This is a genomic window from Rhodococcus sp. NPDC055112 (assembly GCF_053607505.1).
Genome location: NZ_JBSGTR010000062.1, coordinates 1 through 18,947 on the forward strand (window position 1 = coordinate 1; position 18,947 = coordinate 18,947).

17 protein-coding genes and 1 tRNA gene are annotated in these 18,947 nt (G+C 68.2%); 14 read left to right on the top strand and 4 right to left on the bottom strand.

What is annotated here, in order from left to right; translation table 11 throughout:
* Positions 1-110 precede the first annotated feature (110 nt).
* The 4 genes from ACWFRB_RS21900 (at position 111) to ACWFRB_RS21915 (ending at position 4,044) form a co-directional block, all read left to right on the top strand.
* Entirely contained in the window at positions 111-1,121 is a 1,011-nt protein-coding gene (locus ACWFRB_RS21900) for an IS481 family transposase (protein WP_452643361.1), read from the top strand.
* A 67-nt stretch (positions 1,122-1,188) separates the two neighbouring features.
* On the top strand, positions 1,189-1,320 hold the full coding sequence (locus ACWFRB_RS21905) for a hypothetical protein (RefSeq protein WP_452643362.1): 132 nt from the start codon (positions 1,189-1,191) through the stop codon (positions 1,318-1,320).
* Positions 1,321-1,913: 593 nt separating this feature from the next.
* A complete protein-coding gene (locus tag ACWFRB_RS21910; protein WP_452643363.1) occupies positions 1,914-2,981 on the top strand; it encodes a hypothetical protein in 1,068 nt (355 codons plus the stop codon).
* Between the two features lie 49 nt (positions 2,982-3,030).
* On the top strand, positions 3,031-4,044 hold the full coding sequence (locus tag ACWFRB_RS21915; protein WP_452643364.1) for a hypothetical protein: 1,014 nt from the start codon (positions 3,031-3,033) through the stop codon (positions 4,042-4,044).
* 42 nt (positions 4,045-4,086) lie between these two features.
* Here ACWFRB_RS21915 and ACWFRB_RS21920 read toward each other — a convergent pair whose 3' ends face one another.
* A complete protein-coding gene (locus ACWFRB_RS21920; protein WP_452643365.1) occupies positions 4,087-4,455 on the bottom strand; it encodes a hypothetical protein in 369 nt (122 codons plus the stop codon).
* Between the two features lie 774 nt (positions 4,456-5,229).
* Here ACWFRB_RS21920 and ACWFRB_RS21925 point away from each other — a divergent pair.
* From ACWFRB_RS21925 to ACWFRB_RS21935, 3 genes are read left to right on the top strand one after another with little or no spacing between them, the layout of a single operon-like run.
* Entirely contained in the window at positions 5,230-6,009 is a 780-nt protein-coding gene (locus tag ACWFRB_RS21925; protein ID WP_452643366.1) for a hypothetical protein, read from the top strand.
* The gene (locus tag ACWFRB_RS21930; RefSeq protein WP_452643367.1) at positions 5,976-6,932 is read left to right on the top strand and encodes a hypothetical protein; all 957 of its coding nucleotides are present in this window, start codon (positions 5,976-5,978) and stop codon (positions 6,930-6,932) included. Before ACWFRB_RS21925 ends, ACWFRB_RS21930 begins: the two co-directional genes overlap by 34 nt.
* Complete coding sequence (locus ACWFRB_RS21935) at positions 6,929-8,632, top strand: hypothetical protein (protein WP_452643368.1); 1,704 nt, start codon at positions 6,929-6,931, stop codon at positions 8,630-8,632. The genes ACWFRB_RS21930 and ACWFRB_RS21935 overlap by 4 nt, the downstream gene beginning before the upstream one ends.
* Before the next feature lie 236 nt (positions 8,633-8,868).
* On the opposite strand, the gene ACWFRB_RS21940 is transcribed toward ACWFRB_RS21935, so the two are convergent.
* A tRNA-Gly gene (locus ACWFRB_RS21940) sits at positions 8,869-8,939 on the bottom strand.
* Positions 8,940-9,016: 77 nt separating this feature from the next.
* On the opposite strand from ACWFRB_RS21940, the gene dcd reads away from it, so the two are divergent.
* A complete protein-coding gene (gene dcd, locus ACWFRB_RS21945; RefSeq protein WP_077040403.1) occupies positions 9,017-9,595 on the top strand; it encodes a dCTP deaminase in 579 nt (192 codons plus the stop codon).
* Between the two features lie 51 nt (positions 9,596-9,646).
* Here the strand turns inward: dcd and ACWFRB_RS21950 are convergent, their stop codons facing one another.
* Complete coding sequence (locus ACWFRB_RS21950) at positions 9,647-10,933, bottom strand: acyl-CoA dehydrogenase family protein (RefSeq protein WP_452643369.1); 1,287 nt, start codon at positions 10,931-10,933, stop codon at positions 9,647-9,649.
* A 224-nt stretch (positions 10,934-11,157) separates the two neighbouring features.
* Here ACWFRB_RS21950 and ACWFRB_RS21955 point away from each other — a divergent pair, with 224 nt between their 5' ends.
* From ACWFRB_RS21955 to ACWFRB_RS21975, 5 genes are all read left to right on the top strand, one after another.
* The gene (locus ACWFRB_RS21955; RefSeq protein WP_452643370.1) at positions 11,158-11,463 is read left to right on the top strand and encodes a hypothetical protein; all 306 of its coding nucleotides are present in this window, start codon (positions 11,158-11,160) and stop codon (positions 11,461-11,463) included.
* The gene (locus ACWFRB_RS21960) at positions 11,463-13,181 is read left to right on the top strand and encodes an alpha/beta hydrolase (protein WP_452643371.1); all 1,719 of its coding nucleotides are present in this window, start codon (positions 11,463-11,465) and stop codon (positions 13,179-13,181) included. Before ACWFRB_RS21955 ends, ACWFRB_RS21960 begins: the two co-directional genes overlap by 1 nt.
* Complete coding sequence (locus ACWFRB_RS21965) at positions 13,178-13,747, top strand: hypothetical protein (protein WP_452643372.1); 570 nt, start codon at positions 13,178-13,180, stop codon at positions 13,745-13,747. The genes ACWFRB_RS21960 and ACWFRB_RS21965 overlap by 4 nt, the downstream gene beginning before the upstream one ends.
* Before the next feature lie 99 nt (positions 13,748-13,846).
* A complete protein-coding gene (locus tag ACWFRB_RS21970) occupies positions 13,847-15,169 on the top strand; it encodes a UDP-glucose dehydrogenase family protein (protein WP_452643373.1) in 1,323 nt (440 codons plus the stop codon).
* 148 nt (positions 15,170-15,317) lie between these two features.
* On the top strand, positions 15,318-16,601 hold the full coding sequence (locus tag ACWFRB_RS21975; protein ID WP_452643374.1) for an Hsp70 family protein: 1,284 nt from the start codon (positions 15,318-15,320) through the stop codon (positions 16,599-16,601).
* A gap of 64 nt (positions 16,602-16,665) precedes the next feature.
* Here the strand turns inward: ACWFRB_RS21975 and ACWFRB_RS21980 are convergent, their stop codons facing one another.
* On the bottom strand, positions 16,666-17,958 hold the full coding sequence (locus ACWFRB_RS21980) for a YibE/F family protein (RefSeq protein ID WP_452643375.1): 1,293 nt from the start codon (positions 17,956-17,958) through the stop codon (positions 16,666-16,668).
* 190 nt (positions 17,959-18,148) lie between these two features.
* Between ACWFRB_RS21980 and ACWFRB_RS21985 the strand changes: the two genes are divergently transcribed.
* Entirely contained in the window at positions 18,149-18,799 is a 651-nt protein-coding gene (locus ACWFRB_RS21985; protein WP_452643376.1) for an AMIN-like domain-containing (lipo)protein, read from the top strand.
* Positions 18,800-18,947 lie beyond the last annotated feature (148 nt).

Sequence of the window (18,947 nt, forward strand, 5' to 3'; positions counted from 1 at the left end):
GGTTGGTTGAGGGATTGCGACGACACGCTGTGACTGGTCGTTGAACAGCGAAGGTCTCCTGTCGTGAAGTGGAGCTGCTTAGACACCCACATCGCGGACAGGAGACCTTCGTGGTTCACGCTAACGCACCACTGACCCCGAGAGGCCGGCTGCTGCTGGCCCGACGCGTCGTCGACGACGGTTGGCCCATTGCAAGGGCGGCGGAACACTTCAACGTCTCCTGGCCGACTGCCAAGCGGTGGGCGACCCGCTATCACGTGATGGGATCGGACGGGATGCACGACCGTTCCAGCCGCCCGCACCACAGCCCGAACCGCACCCCGGAACCGCTCAAACGCAAGATCGTGGACCTGCGCTGGCGCAAACGTCTCTCACCACAGGCGATCGGGTCCCGCCTGAACATGCCGGCCTCGACGGTGCACGCGGTGTTGGTGCGGTGCCGATTGAACCGGCTCTCGCACATCGACATCCGCACCGGAGAAACCATCCGTCGATACGAGCACCCCCATCCCGGATCGATGATCCATGTCGATGTCAAGAAGCTCGGCAACATCCCCGTCGGTGGCGGTTGGCGGTTCGTCGGTCGAACCAAGGGCCGCAAAAACCGCCGGGTCACACCTGGAACTGCCCGCAACAAGCACCGCAACGAACTGCTCGGCCACGCGTTCGTGCACACCGTGATCGACGACCACTCTCGTGTCGCCTACGCCGAGATCCACGACGACGAAACCGCTGTCACCGCAACCGGTGTACTGCAGCGTGCAGTGGGCTGGTTCGCCGCACGCGGCGTCACCATCGAACGGGTCCTGTCCGACAACGGGAGCTGCTACCGATCCGCCTTGTGGAAGCAGACCTGCACCGAACTGGACATCAAACCCAAATACACCCGCCCCTACCGGCCACAGACGAACGGCAAGATCGAACGCTTCCACCGCACGATGGCCGCTGAATGGGCGTTCGCACGCCACTATCAGTCAGAACAAGCCCGACGGAGCGCGTTGCCGGGGTGGCTGCACACCTACAATCACCACCGGCAACACTCCGCCATCGGCAGGAACGTTCCCTTCAGTCGTTTGACCAACGTCTCTGGGCAGTACACCCGAGTGGAATCGGCAGATTGAGGCACTGCTGCACGACGATGATGCGCCGACCCCGGCGTTCGTGTGGCCGGCCGATCGTGCCTGGTGTGTGACGTGCGACGTCGATCCGCATTTCGCCTCGATCGGTGGGACCGGCGATGCGATGGACGCGATCGTTGCGCTCACGGACGTCGATGTCGTCGCCGACGACCCAGACAGGTCACCGCCCTACTACTGCTGACAAACCGTGCCCCAGGCCGACCAACAGGGGTTTCGCACCAGAGTGCGTCGGCTGACTCGGCACAGTGCGGCGGATGGCAATGACAATCACGAGGTTTCGGTGTAGCGTCGCTCTCTTCGTCCTCGGGCGGAGTCAGTGGAGTGATGATCGATGTCGGAACACAAGCAGCTGCAGCGCGCGGACCATGACGGACATATGGGCGCCGTCTACTACTCACCCGCCGCATGTCGAAAGTTGATGCTCACGTTGGCGACGATGACCATCTTCGACGTGACGAAAGGCGCATGAGCGCCGCCTTCGATCGCTCTGCTGCCCACAGGGCAAGTCCGACACGGTATTTTCAGCCCGGTGCGGTCGCTGGTTCTGGTTCGGTTCTGTGGATTCTGGATGTCAGTCATCCCACCGTGCTGCGCCGCGATCCGGGTGGAAGTGTCACCCCTTGTGAGGTGCCCGGTGAGATTCGGGGCTCGGGGATCGTCGGGTGGCGGCAGCGGTGGCTTCACGCGGATGAGTTCGGGTGTTGGGTGGTCGGTGCGGACGGTGTGGCGCATTGCGATCACTCCGGGACGATGCGGCTGATCGACGATGCGTCTGTGTCGGTGTCTGCGCTGGCCCACGGTGTTCTGGCGTCCGCATGCGGTGAGCGCGACGGCGGCGGCAACGCGTTGATCCGGCTTTGGGCACTCGACGCGCCCGAGCCGACGATTGTGCCGGTGCCGGGCGAGGTGCAGGACATTCAGCTGACTCGGGACGGCTTCCTCGTCTCGATGCGCACGGGAACGCAGGGTTCGGGGGCGACGGCGATCGATCGCGGGCAATGGTGCGCGCGAGTCGGCGTCGACGGCCGTGTCGTGCTTGGGGATCCGTGGCCGCGGGCGTACTGGGGTGTCGGCGGTGTCTCTGTCGTCGGTCTTGGTGCCCCGGTCGCAGTGTCAAGGTCGGCGGGTTCGCAGATCCTTGACGATCGGCTCGTTCCGGTGGCGCCGATGCCGTTCACCTCGGACTTCCGTCCGTACCCGACCGGGGCGGGTGTGTGGTTGGTGCAGCGATCGTCGGCGCTCGCCTACAGGTGCGGCAATCGGGTTCGGACATCCGACGACCGAAACGAGTACACCTACTTTCGTGTGAGTTCGCGTTTGACTGTGCCTGAATCGTGGGCGGTCGCCGACGGATTCCCGAAGGATCTCACCGTCACCGATGCAGACCGGCGGTTGTGGATCGTCACCACGGCCGGGATGTTCGCGAGCGAACCCGGCGGGGTCGACTGTGCCGGGTCCATCGAGATGTCGCCGGTGGGCCCGGACGAGCTGCCCGTCCCGGAGGTGGCGATCCGCCCGCCGGCCGCGATCGGGAATCCGGAGCGGTGGGCGGAGAGCGAGCGGGCGCGCCTGCTCGAGCAGAACCGTGGACAGGGACTGCTCGATATCGAGATCGACGGCTGGTTCCCGTACACGAGCATCTTCGTCACTTTCGCCGTCGCCGAGCTTCCGGGTGTGACGTGTGCGCGCCGCTACGCCCTGTTCGACCGCGACGGCAGGCCGGCGTTGTGGCGGGGCCCGCCGACACTGATGGAGTCGATTCGGATGGATATCGCCGAGTCCGGCGGTGTCGAGCGGCTCGCGCGGACGGAACCGGGCCGGTTCGGGTGGGTGTGGACATGACGATCCGGTGCCGCAGTAATCAGTTTTGCCTGCGTTGGGAGGTAGTTCGATGACCGCATGGATTGAGGTTCTGGTGACGATGGTTGACGGCCCGACGACCCCGGTGCAGGGGATCGTGCGGCCGTACCGGCCGAATGACGAACCGGTCCGCGTCTATTACGCCACGTACGGGGAGGATCCGGTGCTGCTGTGCCTGAATCCCGACGGTGCGCGGCTGACCCGCGACGGACGCAAGGCCCGCCTCGAAACCCTCGACGGCACGGTGAAGTTTCTGTACGACGGGCAGACGGCGTGGTATTTCGCCGAGGGGTCGGACCGGCCGCGGCAGACCTCCCGCAGCGGGGTCGTATTCTTCGGCCCGGGAGAGGAGTTGGTGTTCACGCCGCCGGAAAGGCATTGGGTCGGCCGCAACCATGCCCGCCCGACGGGCCCGGTGGTCGATATCGAGGTCCTCGGGCGCCACTGCTGGTCGGTCGAGCTGGCACCCCGCAGAGAGTCCGAGCCCACCCGTCGGCTGGTGGTCGATGCCGGCACCGGCGCGGTGCTGGCGCAGCATTCCGGCGACGGACTCGAGGGCGCCATCTTCACTGAGGTGGACGTCGACGTCACGGATCCGGGAATGTTCACCTGGGACAGCCCGGTGGAAACCGACGGCGACTCCCTGCGGAAGAACCAGCAGCGAGAACATGACACCTGGTCGGAGCGGATGGAGTGGTTCCGGGAGAACGTCACCACTGCCGAACTGGCCACTCCGGTGCTGACGGACTTCACACCCCACTCGGTGGAGATCGCCGATCGGGAGACAGGAGAGTTCACCTCCCGCCTCGGGCCGGGTGAGGGGACCGGGTGGGTTGCCCGCAGGCCTCGGTCGCGAAAGACGTGGTTGATCGACCGGCACGGGCATCTGGAGGCCTGGTCCACGAGGGACTTCGATTGGGCCTTCAGCGCCTTCCGTGGGGCGCTCGAACCCGACGCACTGCATCGACTACAGCAGCAGCTGCATCCTGGGCGACCAGTCATCGGAACCCCGGACGTCCATCAGCCTTCGCGTCCGGATGCCTGAAGTTAGGTCGACCAGGGATTGCCATCTCACGTCGACGCTCAATCAGAAACTGTTTGTAGCGAATTCGCTTGCGGCGGCGAGAACCGTATAACGCACACTGTCGAGGTTCGCCTCGCGCAGTAGCTGGGCGGGTGGCCGATCGTTCAGGGCAGGGTTGCGGCCCTGGAACCAGGTTTGCGCGACGGCCGGGCTGTCGTGGGCGATGATTCGTTGTGCGGCGTCGAGGGCCACCCGGAGTCTGTCAAGGGTGGCGTGATCGGGGAGCGGGCTGGCACCTTCTGCCCACTTGCGGACGGCGGCACCGTCGGGCACTTGAGCCAGGTAGGCAACGAGTTTCGATCCGAGTGCGGCTTGAAGTTCGGCGATAGTCTCGCGTGCTGCGGCGTCATGTGAGGGGTTTGTGTCGGCCATGACGCATCGTCTCCGCCAGCGTGCTGCGAGGTTGATTGTGGCGTATGGGGCGTCGCCCCTTGGAGATTCCGACGCCCCGATTTACACCCAGCCCGGAACGTCGGTGGCCCTCCGCTGGCGTTGCGAACCGCGCCGTCACCCGATCGGACGGCGCTGTGGGCTCGCGGTAGCACTACGGGCCCGCAGATTCATTCTAAGCTCTGGGAGTCATCAGCTGGTAGCCCTGCGCGGATGCGGCCTTGTCCCCAGATGTAATTCGACTAGATGGTTCGGGTAAGTCGTTGCTCGCTCCCGAGAGGTGTTCCGCAGTCCGGAATTTAGGGATAGTCTCGGTTTAACACCACCTGGATCCCGATCACTTGTTCTGCGTCCGCGTAGAACAAGTGCCATCGTGCGTCTACGTCAGGGTGGTGATCGATACTCCCTCTGATACCTCGAAGGACACCGACATGGCCTCGGTGTCCTTGTGGAATCGTCACCATGATCCCTGCTCGGATCAACATGATTCATGAGGTGGTAACCACTCATGACGATACTCCTCTGCGCCTTGATGGGGCCAGGACATTCGCCGCGCATTTCGCGTCCTGATGGCCGCGGTGATCGGTGATGGCTGCGTACCGGCGGCGCGCCGATGATCCGGAGTCGGTTGCGGTGTGTATCAGGTGTTTTGAACCACGATCGGTCGATCCGGACTCGTGGTCGGTGGTGGGGCCGTGGGTACGCGAGACAGTCGAGTTGTCCTCTCCGACATTGCACAGTCAGGCTGCGAATGCGATGAAGGTGCTCTCGCGGCTGGCGGTGTGGGCTCTCGAGGAGGGGTTGGTCCTCGATCGTGAGGTGGTCCTGACCCCGGAGGTGCTCGAGCGGTATCGGCTCGTCGGGATGAGGGAGTTGGCACCGACGTCGCGGGCGGCAGAGATGTCGAGGCTGCGGCGACTGGCTCGCGCGGTGACGGTGCGGGCGCCGTGGCCTCCGCTGGGTGAGCGTTCGTCGCGGCGAGAATTGTCGCCGCCCTACACAGACGTCGAGATCGCCGCGTTCTGGAGGTGGTCGACCCGTCAGAACAGTCCGTTCCGGGTGCAGGCGATGACCGCGGTCCTGGCGCTGACGTTGGGGGTCGGCGCACGGTCTGGTGAGCTGTTCGCGGTCACTGCCGCGGACGTGGTCAAGGTCGGCGGGGTGACCGCGGTGGGCCTCGGGTCGCCGCCGCAGCGGCGGGTGGTCCCGGTTCGCCGTCGCATGGTGCCGAGGCTCCGCGACGCGTGCCGGGGAGCCGGCAGGGGACCGCTGGTGGCGTCGACGCGAACCGGGCGAGATCAGGCTGCGGCGCTGGTTGCCTCGTTCGAGTGCGCGCGCTCGTCGCCGAAGTTGACGGTGGCGCGCTTGCGATCGACGTGGCTGACCCATGTGCTGACCGATTGCGCTGTGGCGGAGATCTTCTGGGTCGCAGGAATCAGGAGCGGGAAGGGCTTGTCGGACCTTCTTCCGTATCTGCCTGCGCCGGAAACCGGTTCGCCCGCATGGCGCCGGATGCGAGGCGGGGTACGACAATGACTCGGAATGCCCAGGAAGCCATCGACCTCTTCGCCCCCCGCGCGCCGGCGGAGTTGTGGGAAGAGATTGGCCCTTTCGTCCGCGACGCGGTGCGCCGCGGATTCGAACCCGCATCGATTCCGAAGGTCGCGGGAGACCGGATGTCGGTCGTCGCGTCCTTCGTTGTGTGGGCTCTCGAGCAAGGAATGGAACTCGACGTCGAAGAGATCTTCCATCCGGCGACGGTCAACCGCTATGCGGTGACTCTCCCCGGCCTGTCTGTGGCAACCCGATCATCGCGCCGAGCGATGTTGACGACCCTGTCACGGCACATCACCCGAATCGCACCCTGGGAACCGTCGCGCGATGTGCTGCGCTATCGGGCCGACTATCGCCCGTACACCGACAGCCAGACTCGGTTGCTGCTCCGCTCGGCGGACATGCAGGCGACCATCTTTCGCAGTCACGGTTTGTCGTGTGTGCTGGCGCTTGGACTCGGCGCGGGACTGCAAACCTCCGAGATTCGAGCGACCACCGGCGCCGACATCGTCATGCGGCGCTCCCACATTGCCGTGCGGGTACGCGGGCATCGACCCCGCACGGTCCCCGTCCTCGACCGCTACGCGCCGATCGTCGCCGAATGCGCCGCCCGCACCGGTCGCGCGCACCTGTTCCGTGAACCACCACCGCGGAGTGAGTACATTTCGACGTTCCTCGGCAAGTGCGAGATTCCGGGACGGTTGCGACCCCTGCGTGTGAGTCGGCTCCGCGAGACCTGGGCGGTGACGATGATCCAGACGGTTCCGCTACCCGCATTCCGGGTGCTATTCGGATGCACCTCCCAGAAAACGCTGAGCAAGTTGCTCGCCTGGGTGCCACCTACATCTCGGGTGCTCACCGACCCCGAACTGCTCGACCTTGTCACCGGGGCGGTCCCGCTATGACACGGCGTAACGCACGCCCGTTCCGCGACATCGACACCCGAATGAACCATTGCGAACCGTGGCAGTTCAGGCGAGCTGTCGCGGTCCTAGAGCACTGCAACGCACGCGCATTCGTCAACAAGGTGTTCGCCAAGAAGGCCGGCGCGAAACGGAAACTGACCGGGGACGCCCTCATCGTGGCGTTCCTGCTCACCCCGATGCTGACGATGGATATGCACCTGGTCATGGTGACTGCCACCATCCGAGGCTGGAGTCGGTATCAACGCGATGCGGTCGGGCTCAACCGGGGCGTGGACGTCACCTACAAGATGGTGTGTGACGGATTCGCCAAACTGTGCCGGTACTGCGATCGCGTCGAAGACGCCGATTTCGCCGATCCCGATGATCTCGACGCCGCCTCATTGGCGCAGGCATTCCTCAACGCTTCGCTGTCCATCTATCCGCCCACCGGTGCAGTGGCACTCGACAGCACCGACCTCGAAACATGGGCACGCATCCGCTACAGCAAAGTGGTTGTCGACGAAGACCCCGACACTCCTCCACGCGATCGTGAGGACCATCCCGGGGATGCTGATCGGCTACAACGCAGGTCGGGAAAGCGCGTACACCGAAGGCCCCTCGCTCGGAGAGAGGAACCGGACTACCGCCGCCGCTATACGGTCGACAAGGACGCGCGGGCCGCGCACCGTAGTGCGGGTGCGACCGAAACCACCATCTATGTCGGCTACGAGGCGCATGTGGTCACCGATGTTCCCGCCAAGCCGGGCACCGGCCCGGTCCCACACATTGCCCGTGCCGTGCACCTGGTGCGTGCTGGCTACCACCGCGGAATCGCTGGGCTGATCGCTGTCCTCTTCGCGGGCGAACTACCTCGACCGCACGAGGTGATTTGCGATCGCGCGTACAACTGGACTCGCGCAGTGCTCTTCTCGTTACCGCTGCTTCGCTGTGGATACACCCCGATCGTCGACCTACACAGCAAGCAGTACGGCGTGCATCCCGGACCGATCGAGGGAACCATCTGGATCGACGGCACCCTCTACACCGAATGCCTGCCACAGCGGCTGCGTCACCTCCCGCGCCTCACCCGGGACATGGATGCGGACGACAAGATGCGCGCCCAGCAACTGCGTGCGCTCAGAGCTCCGTACGCATTCGTGCCGCTCGGCGCAAAGAGGCCGGATGGAACCCAGCGCTTCCGGGGGCCGGCGGTGTGGCCGGCACGGATCCGCAGTCCCTTGTCTCCGCGATCGATGAGACTTGGTTACGAGCATCCGACCGTGCAATGCGACCGCCGCCATCCGGATGACCCCTGCGCCTGCTGCAAGACGGTGACGCTCACCAACGAGGACCAGCCACAGATCCGAATGCCGTTCCCGCACGGGAGCCGTCAGTGGTTCGCGTCCTACTACCGCCGAGTGGGTATCGAATCGGCGTTCGGCGGTCTGAAAAGCAATGTGCTGCACCTGCGCCGCGGGTATTTCCGGATCTTTGGCCTCACCGCGCACCGACTGCTGCTCGGGTTCACTCTGGCTGCGATGAATGTGGTGACCTTGCGGTATTGGCACCTCGAACGCGACCTGCCCGACCCCTGGGGGCAGGTACTCGGGGAACCCGATCCGCGGCACACCACTTCGCGGCGGCGAGGTTCCCGCCGAGGGGCGTCACGTCGGGCGAGGGTCGACGGGAACGGCCTCTAGCGACCGCGCTCCGCACTGGGACCCAAGGCCCCAGGGGAGTGTCGTGGGTCACATGCCGAAATCTGGCCATTGAGGCGTGAATTCGGGGGTGCGTGTACCGAGACGCGCCCAACCCAAGTTCTGCAGACGGCGGGTCGTCGGCGTAGGCCCGAAAATTCGGCGGGAAATGCCTGGATTCTGTCACTGGCAGGTTGATAGGTGAACCCAATCGGTGCTGATGGGTGAACACCCTTCTGAGCCGATGACGGGAATCGAACCCGCGTATTCAGCTTGGGAAGCTGATGTTCTACCATTGAACTACATCGGCATGCAGGGGTTTTGCCGCCGATGAGGCAGTGCAAGACCCTGCGAGCGGCAACTCTAGCAGACCGCTAACCTCTAGCTGTGCTGCTATCCGATCGCGACATCCGTTCCGAAATTTCTACCCAGCGGCTGGGCATCGATCCGTTCGACGACTCGATGGTTCAGCCGTCCAGCGTGGACGTTCGCCTGGACCGTCTGTTCCGTGTCTTCAACAACACCCGGTACACGCACATCGACCCTGCTCAGCAGCAGGACGAGCTCACGAGCCTCGTGGAACCGGCCGAGGGGGAGCCGTTCGTGCTGCACCCGGGCGAGTTCGTGCTCGGCTCGACACTGGAGTTCTGCTCCTTGCCCGACGACCTGGCCGGACGCCTGGAGGGCAAGTCCAGCCTGGGCCGTCTCGGCCTGCTCACCCACTCGACGGCCGGGTTCATCGACCCGGGCTTCAGCGGACACATCACCCTCGAGCTGTCCAACGTCGCGAACCTGCCGATCACCCTGTGGCCCGGCATGAAGATCGGTCAGCTCTGCCTCATCCGGCTGTCCAGCCCCGCCGAGAACCCTTACGGCAGTGCGGCGGTCGGGTCGAAGTATCAGGGTCAGCGCGGCCCGACGCCGTCGAAGGCCTACCTGAACTTCGTCAAGTCCCCGACGCAGTAGCCCCGTGCCGCCGGAACAGGGCCGGCCGCACCGCAATTGGCTGTGCCTTGGCTAGTACCCCATGCGCATGAGGGTGAGCTGCGAGTCGTGGTTCAGGATGCGGTCGTTGCTGATCATGACCGCCGTCCCGTACGCATCGCGCAGGTGTCGGCTCATCGCGGGCTCGTGACCCGGCAGCGCCCCGGCGAGCCCGCAGATGGTCAGCGCACGGCCGACCAGGTCGATGAGCAGGGCCGAGGCGCTAACCTTCACCGCGTTGAACTCCAGCGCCACCCCGACCGACGACATCGCGGCCGGATTCTTCGCGAGGGACTCGAACCGGGCCGCCGCCCCGAGGACCGTGTCGACTAGCTGCTGGTGCGCGATCACCAGCTCGGCGAGCCGGATCGCGCTCAGGGGCGCTGGGCCGGCCGAGCGGCGTCGGGCCGACTGCACCGATCGCCTGGCCCTCAGGAGCGCCGCGTCGGCGATCCCGAGCCACGCGGCGGACCAGAGCACGTGCGCCGCCGGGAGCATCGTCTGCGCCGAGATCTCCGCGTACGGATCGTCGAGCAGGGCGCCGGAGCCGGTGTCGACGGCGAGGCGGAAGCCGGGACTCCTGGTGCCGCGGAAGCCGACGGTGTGCCAGGTGCCGACCGGGGTCAGCCTTGTCTCCGACCTCGGGCAGGCGAGCACGACCTGATCGTTCGGCGCGCTGGCCGGGGTGCGGCGGGCCGTCGCGAGCACCACGTCGGCGTACCCGCCGTACGAGATGAGCGGCGCCGTCTTCGCGAGGCGGACGCGGTCGCCCCTGTGCTCCACCGCGCAACCGCTGGAACGGACGCCGCCGCGGACGTCGATCTCGGTGGCGGCGGAGGCAACCAGCAGCTGCCTCCCTGCGATGGCCGCGAGCAGCGCGGCCATCGACTCGCTGCGACCGTGCCGGACGATGCTGAGCACCTGCGTCTGGTGCATCGCGAAGATCATCGCGGACGACCCGCAGGACCGGCCCAGCGCGCGGGTGATCGCGGCGAGCCGGGTCAGCGAGAGCCCGGCGCCGCCGAGGGCGGTCGGCACGGCGGCGCCGAGCAGCCCTGCGGATCTGAGCGCCGCGATGGACTCCGCCGGGAACCGCGCCTCGCGATCGACCTCGTCCGCCCACTCCGCGGCGACCCGGACGCATTCGTCGAGATCACGGAGGTCGTCGACGGGAGCCGCGGCCCTCGCCCTACCGCCTGGACGGCGTGAATCCGACACAGTCGCAGCGGAACCGAAGCCCGCGTAGGTCGACTCCCGGCGCGGCCGGCCCGGATGCTCGATGCCGAACTGGCCCTGCCCGATGCGGATGGATGCCGGCACCGAACCCCCTATCACCTGAACTCGTGCCTGTGGTCCGAAATCGAACCCGGCCGGCGCACGATCTCCCTCGGGGTCGCCGCCGTCAACCTTATCGATCGGTACCGACCCCGTGTTAGCGCTCGAGCGGGATGTGTCGGAGGTTACGTCTCCCGATGCGCCGCTAGCGCGCCGCCGACTGCGTTAGGGTGCTGGCAGTTGACGTGGATTGATTGCTGGGGGGCACCATGACGTCAGGGGAGATGGCGGTCGACACCGCCGCATTGGCACGGCTCGCGGGGGCGCTGGAGTCGGCGGCCGGGGCCATCGAGAAGATCGACACCGCGCCCGCGTTCCTGGCCGCGGCCGAGGGGCTCGCCGGGTCGGCCACGGTCGCGGCCTACGCCGCCGGGGCCGACCGGATCGGGGCAGGCGTGCGTGCGATCGGATCGAGGGTCCGGGTGATGTCTGAGATCGCGGCCACCAACACCTCTCACTACGACGCCGCCGAGGCCAGGAACAGCAGCCTGCTCGCCCCGGCCGGGGGCGCCTGATGAGGCCCGCGCTCACCCAGCTTCGGGCCTGGGATCCTCAATGCCTCAACGGTTCCGCGGATGAGCTCGCCCTGGCCGCAGCCGAGCTGGACGAGCAGATCGCCCTCGTGGTCCGCGGCGTCGACGGTGTCCTCGACACCTGGCACGGCGACGCGGCGCGCGGTGCCTGGGACCGCGCCGTGGAGGAACGGTCCGCGGGCAACAAGATCGCGATGGCGTTGCTGGCGACCTCCTCGTCCCTGCGACGCGGCGCAGCATCGATCGAATCGGCCGCCGCGCATGCCATCTCGGTGATCGACGGCGCGCTCGCCGAGGGCTTTGCGGTATCCGACGAGGGCGCCGTCACCGCGCCCACGGCCGGAGCGGGTCTGACCGTCGCCGCGGCAGGCGACGCGGCCCTCGCGCAGCGGGTCCTCGACGCCCGTGCCAGGGAGCTCGCCGACGACATCGCCCGGGCGCTGAACGAGGTCGCGCTCGCGGACAGTCGCACCGCCGCAACGCTGACCGACTGCCTCGCGGAGTTCGATGAGGTTCCCGGGGAGCGGGCTCGCGGCCCGCACGTCCAGGACATCATCGACGGACGATCCGCCCTGCCCGCCGGTGCGGCGGAGCTCCACGAGTTCTGGACGAGCCTGACCGGCGAGGAGAAGGACGCGCTGTTCGCACACGACCGAGACGTCGGCAACCAGGACGGCCTCCCGGCCGCCGACAAGGACCGCTACAACCGGATGCACCTCGAGGACCTGCAGATCCGGGCGGTGGCGGCGCTCGACGCGGTGGACGGACGGCATCCCGGATGGGCGGCGGGGGAGCAGGTGCCCACCCAGCCTGCGTCCAACTCCCGCGACGAGAAGGCATGGAAGGCCTGGGCGGAGTACAACGCCTGGCGTGGCGAGCGCGAGCCGCTCCGCGCGAAAACCGACGAGTTCGGGGCCGTGCGCCGCGCCATCGACGCGGGGTCGGAGCCTCCGAGATTTCTCATGGGCATCGACGGCGACGGGCGCGCGGCGATCGCCCTCGGCAACCCCGACCTCGCCGACAACGTCGCCACCCTCGTTCCCGGTACCGGCTCGCACCTCGGCGGCATCGGCGGCGACGTCGACCGGTCCGCCCGCATGCTCGACGCCGCGACCCGCGCCGATCCGCTCGCCTCGACCGCCGTCGTCACCTGGTACGGCTACAACGCGCCGCAGAGCATTCCCGAGGCTGGGCTCGACGGGTTCGCCGAACGGGGCGCGCCCAGGCTGGACAGCTTCCAGGACGGCCTGCGGGCCGCTCACCAGGGGCAGGCGGCGCACCAGGTGATCGTCGGTCACAGCTACGGGAGCACCGTGATCGGCACGGCCGCGGTCGGCGGCGGATCGCTGGACGTCGACGAGCTGGTCTTCGTCGGCAGCCCCGGCGTCAACGCGGAGCACGTCTCGGAGCTGCATCTCGACGGCGTCAACGCAGGTGACGTCGGCGCCCACGTGTACTCGACCGCCGCCCGCTGGGACCCGGTGCCTTACATCGGGGACGCGACGCTGGCAGGCAGACACGTGCACGGGACCAATCCGACCGACCCGGACTTCGGGGGTCGGGTCTTCGCCAGCGACCCGGGCGAGCCGGGCCCGCTCCTTGGGGCGAATCCCCGTGTCCACAGCGAGTATTGGGACCTGCGGAACCCGTCGCTGGAGGGCATGGGACAGATCATCGCCGGCATGGGAGGGCCCTCGTGAGGCCCGAGATCGCATCGAGAACCGGCGTCGCGAGGACACTGACGGCGGGCGCGCTCGCCGCCGTGCTGCTCGCCGCCGCCTGCAGCTCAGACGAGGAGCCCGACATCGACACCGCACTGACCGAGAACGCCGCGTCCGCCACGCTGGTCGAGTACCTAGGCGAGGCCCTGTCCGCACTGCCAGAGGGCGCCAGTTTCACTCTGGCGCATCCCAGTTCGCCGGTCGGGGCGTTCCACCCCGGCGGTATCACGCCCTGCGACGACAACGACGGCGACGCCAACGGTCCCGTCTTCCTCACCCTCAACTACTGGGTGAGCGGGATCCCGGAGGGCGGCGCCGCCCAGAACCTGGACGCGATCGCCGCTCACTGGGAGGGTCGCGACCGTCCGCTCGTCCGCCGATCGATGGGTCAGGGCCGAACGGCGGTCGCGACCATGCCCGACGGATCCGCGATCGTCGTCCACGACAACGGCCGGGGCAGCCTGTCGGTCTCGGGCACCTCCGCCTGCTTCCCGCGCGCCAGCTCGGGTGCCGCGGACCAACCCGAGGTCATCGACCGGCCCTGACCGTCCGCTCGTCCGCCGTTGCCGGATGTACACCTGCTGTTGCCGCGACTCTTGCGCCGGGTATCCGCTGCGCTAACCCTGGGCGCCTATCAACTACCTATGCGCTGCACCGTTTTCGGAACCGGCTATCTCGGAGCCACGCACGCCGCCTGCATGGCCGAGTTGGGACACGAGGTGCTCGGGGTCGACATCGACCCGGGCAAGGTGGCCAAGCTCTCCGGGGGAGAGGTGCCGTTCTACGAACCGGGCCTCGCGCAGGTCCTCAAGCGGAACATCGACGCCGGTCGGCTGCACTTCACCACCTCCTACCCCGACGCCGCCGCGTTCGCGGACCTGCACTTCCTTGGGGTGGGCACCCCGCAGAAGAAGGGCGAGTACGGCGCCGACCTGCGGCACGTGAACTCGGTGATCGACACCCTCGCCCCGCTGCTGGACCGGCCCGCGGTGATCGTCGGCAAGTCGACCGTCCCGGTCGGAACGGCGGCCGAACTGGGCGCGCGGGCCCGCCAACTCGCGCCGGCAGGCGAGGAGGTTGAGGTCGCGTGGAACCCCGAGTTCCTGCGCGAGGGCTTCGCCGTCGAGGACACCCTGCGGCCGGACCGCCTTGTGCTCGGGGTCGACCCGGCCCGCCCAGGCCGCGCCGAGGCGCTGCTCCGCCGGCTGTACGCGCGCCTGATCGAGGACGAGGTGCCGTTCCTGATCACCGACCTGCCGACCGCGGAGCTGGTGAAGGTGTCCGCGAACGCCTTTCTCGCGACCAAGATCTCCTTCATCAACGCGATCTCCGAGGTGTGCGAGGCGACCGGCGCGGACGTCACCCAGCTCGCGGACGCGCTCGGCTACGACGCCAGGATCGGGCGCCGATTCCTCAACGCGGGACTGGGCTTCGGCGGCGGTTGCCTGCCGAAGGACATCCGGGCGTTCATGGCGCGGGCGGGCGAGCTCGGCGCGAATCAGGCGCTGACCTTCCTGCGCGAGGTGGACAGCATCAACATGCGCCGCCGGACCAAGATGGTCGAGCTGGCGACCAGGGCCTGCGGCGGGTCGCTGCTCGGGGCGAACATCGCGGTCCTCGGCGCGGCGTTCAAGCCCGAGTCCGACGACGTCCGAGACTCGCCCGCCCTCAACGTGGCGGGGATGATGCAGCTGCACGGCGCGGTGGTGAGCGTGTTCGACCCCAAGGCGCTCGACAACTCCCGCCGGCTGTTCCCGACGCTGAACTACGCGACCTCGGTCGAGGAGGCGTGCGACAACGCCGATGCGGTGCTGCTGGCCACCGAATGGGACGAGTTCAAGGCGCTGCGTCCCGCGGACCTCGCGGCGACGGTCCGCTCGAAGGTGCTCATCGACGGGCGCAACTGTCTGGATCCCGCTGAGTGGACGGCCGCCGGCTGGACCTACCGAGGCCTCGGACGACGCTGAACAGCGAGGGCCGAGGCCCGGCACGGTCAGTCCTCCTGGCGAACCCCGCGCGCAGGGTGCGACTGGACACTCGTTCGTTATGCTCACGTGGTCCACGTGCGCGCGATTCGAGCGTCGGCTGCGTGCAAATCCGATTTAAGGCGGCTCGATGAGTGCGGTTCTGGGTGTGTCGGTGGGGTCCAGTGCCGTGCGGATGGCGCGTCCCGACGTCGCCTCCCTCCGGGGACCGGGCGGGGTCGAGGCGTTCCAGCGGCAGGTCATCGCGACGGTGCCGTACCGCGCCGAGGACACGGCCGCCCAGTCGATCGGGGTCCTGCTCGCGCAGGGCGGCGAGACCGTCGGCGCCACCGGGGTCGCGTACGCCACGCAGCGCCAGGCCGACGCGATGCAGCAGGCGATGGCGCGTCAGCGCCTGCACAACTACCAGTTGATCCCCGCGAGCACGGCCGCGATCACGCGGCTGGAGGCGACCGGGGAGATCTACGACTACCGGACGCTGGTCCTCTACGACCTGGGCAGCTCCGGCCTCACCGTCAGCGTGGTGGACCGGGCTTCGGGGCAGGTGCTGGCCACCGAGCGCAGCACCGAGATCGCGGGGGACTACTTCGACTGGCTGATCAGCCAACACCAGGCCAATGCGCAGGGAATCGTCTCGCCGGTGGGTGCCGACGAGGCGACGGCGTTCAACGAGCGGTGCCGCTTCGCCAAGGAGCAGCTCTCGGCCAGCGAGGCGATCGCCGTACCGAGCGAGGCAGGGTTGATCCTGCTCTCCCGGGAGACCTTCGAATCGATGATCGTGGTGCCCGTCGAGGGTTCGGCGCGGTTCGCCCGCGGGGTGATCGCGGCGTCCGGCCGCTATCCCGATGCGGTGGTCCTGCTCGGCGGCGGCGCGCACATCCCGCTCGTGCAGTCCATCCTGCGTTCCTGGCTCAACCTTCCGATGGTGGTGCCCGCCGAACCGGAGATGGTGACGGCGCAGGGTGCTGCCATGCTGGCGACCCCGGTCTCGATGCCGGAACCCCAGTGGGTCGCCGCGGATGCCCCGAGCCCTCGTCGGACCCGCGGCCCGTCCCGGCGTCAGCTCGCGATCGCGGGGGCGGCGACCACCGGCCTCGTCGTCGTCGCCGCCATCGGCCTGTCGATGGGGCGCGACGGCGCCGCCACCACCCAGGGGGAGGGCCACGCCACCGCTGTGACCGAGGACCGGGATGCGCCGTCGACGACGACGGCGCCCCCGACCACCACCACGGCACCGCCGTCGTCGACGACCCCGCGCGCGCCTGCGCCGCAGCCGGCCGCCGAGCAGTCGCCGGAGTCCCCGGCGCCGCCGCCGGTTCCCGGTCCGCCGCCGCGGCGCTACCTCAACCTGCCGGACCCCATCCAGATCGAGGTGCCGCAGGGCGTCGAGTTGCCGCCGGGGATGGTCCGCTGACGCCTGACGTCGAGCGGGCCGCGAGAGGCGCCTCGTCCGGGGGGAACGAGTCCCGCACGCACCGTCAGCGCGCGTGCCTTGCGCCGGACCGCCCCGGGACCGCGGCGCCCGCACCGGACCGCGGTGGTCGTGCCAGCATCACCGCGATCGCCGTGGTGAGCGGGACGGACAGGGCAAGGGCGATGCCGCCGACCGCGGAGCGCACGATCTCGATCGCGACCGCGTCGCCGAGCAGCACGTCGTTGATCGAGCGGCCGGCCACGCTGAAGAGCAGCAGCAGCGGCAGCGCGCCGCCGGCGTAGGCGAGCACCAGGGTGTAGACGGTGCTGGCGATGTGGTCGCGGCCCACGCGCATCGCGGAGCCGAAGATCTGGCGGCGGGTTGCCTCGCGCTCGATGCCCGCGAGCTCGAACGCCGTCGAGGCCTGGGTGATGGTGACGTCGTTGAGCACGCCCAGCGAGCCGATGATGAACCCGGCCAGCAGCAGTCCGGTGATGCTCACGTGCTCGATGTAGGTCTGCACGTTGGTGTTCTGTTCCTCGGACAGGCCCGTCAGGTGCGTCATCTCGATCGCGACCCACGACAGCAGCGCGGCCAGCAGCATCGACGCCAGCGTGCCGAGCAACGCCGAACTGGTCCGCAGGCTCACCCCGTGCGCCAGGTACAGCACCGCGTAGAGGATGGCGGCCCCGCCGACGAGTGCCACGGGGATCGCGGGCTGGCCGTCGAGCAGGGCGGGCAGCATGAACCCGACGAGCACCCCGAAGGCGACCAGGATCCCGAGCAGGGCGCGCAGGCCCCGCCATCGGGCGACCACGACGACGACGATCACGAACGCCGCGACGATCAGCAGCAGTGGCAGCCCGCGGGCGAAGTCCTCGAAGGAGTACATGGTGGCGCCGGACGGATCGGTCTGGCGCACGAGCCGGATGCTGTCGCCGACGCGCAGATCTGGCTGCCCGGGGCCGGGGCCGATCTCCAGCAGCGTCGTCGTGCCCTCGTTCGGGCCGGATTCGATGTCGATGAGGCTGCGCTGGCAGTGGTAGGAGTCGTTCGGCGGAGGCTGCGGTGAACCCGTGAAGGGTCTACCGGCGGAGGCGCTCCCGCACGGTCCGAGGTCCTGCAGCGTGACGGTGCCCGCCTCGGTGACGACGGCGCCACCACCGGAGGTCTGGAAGGGCAGCGGGATGTCGATGCTGCGGCTGCTCGGCCACAGCACGACCGCGCCTGCGAGCACCGCGATGCCGATCGCGACGAGCAGTCCGACGACCACGCGGGCCGCGACCGGGCCGACCGGGATCGGACCGCTGTGGCCGTGGCCGTGGCCGTGTCCGTGGCTGTTGTGAAGCTCTGTCACGTTGGCCTGCTCGCCCGGATGGTGGCCGCGCGGCCCTGTCGACGCATTCGGCCAGGGTACCGATCTCAGGTGGACGGAAGGTCGAGCCGCTCCCGTGCACAACCTGCGCGCGGGCGTCGCCTGGAACGGCTCGGTGCCCGATGGCGATGCACCTGGTGACCGCTGATACCGATGATGGGGGACCGCAACTGTGGACGTAGTCACGCGAACCGGGGCGAGCGCGGTGGCCCTGGTTCTCTCGGCGCTGGTCTTGTCGACCGCGTGTGGAGCGCCAGGCGCGGATCGCCCTGTCGGCGAGGCGCGGTGTCGACAGTTCGAGTCGTTCTCCGGGCGGCTCCTCGTCGGCGATTCGCCGTCGCTGCCGACCGTGCCCGACGTGGCGCCCACCCTGCCCACCGTGCCCGGGTTGGTGCCCGTGCAACCCGGGGCGCAGTCATCGCCCGCGCCCGTTCTACCCACCCTGGATTCGATCGAGATCGAACGGACCGCCGCCGCAGACACCGTCGTTTTCGCCCTCGGGGGCGACGGATCTATGGGGTGGACCGCCCGATTCGTGCAGATGCCGCTCCTGCACGGCACGGATGAACCGGTGTCGATCTCGGGTGCGTGCGTTCTGCAGATCGACCTGACCGGGGTGGACTCGAACATCGACTCGTTGCGGCGCGAGGTGCCGATGCGGATATCGCCCGAAGGCGAGGCGTCTTCCGTGGTCGAGGTTCTGGGCTACCCGAGTAGCAGCGCGCTGGTGCAGTCCTTCGTGGGCACTCGGAGCGGTACGCCCACGGTCACGGTCGAAGCGTCGATCGACCGTCCCGCGATCATCGTCGCAATTTCGTCCTGAGGACCATCGCCGGCTTCGCGTCGCGATTCGGAGTCGCGGGCCTGAATGTAAAACGGAGCCCAAGCGTTGCCTCTGTGTGGCTTTTTTGTGGCTTCGTGTGCTTCAATTGTGCCGCGCACGATGAGGAGCGCGGCGACGCAACCGCTGG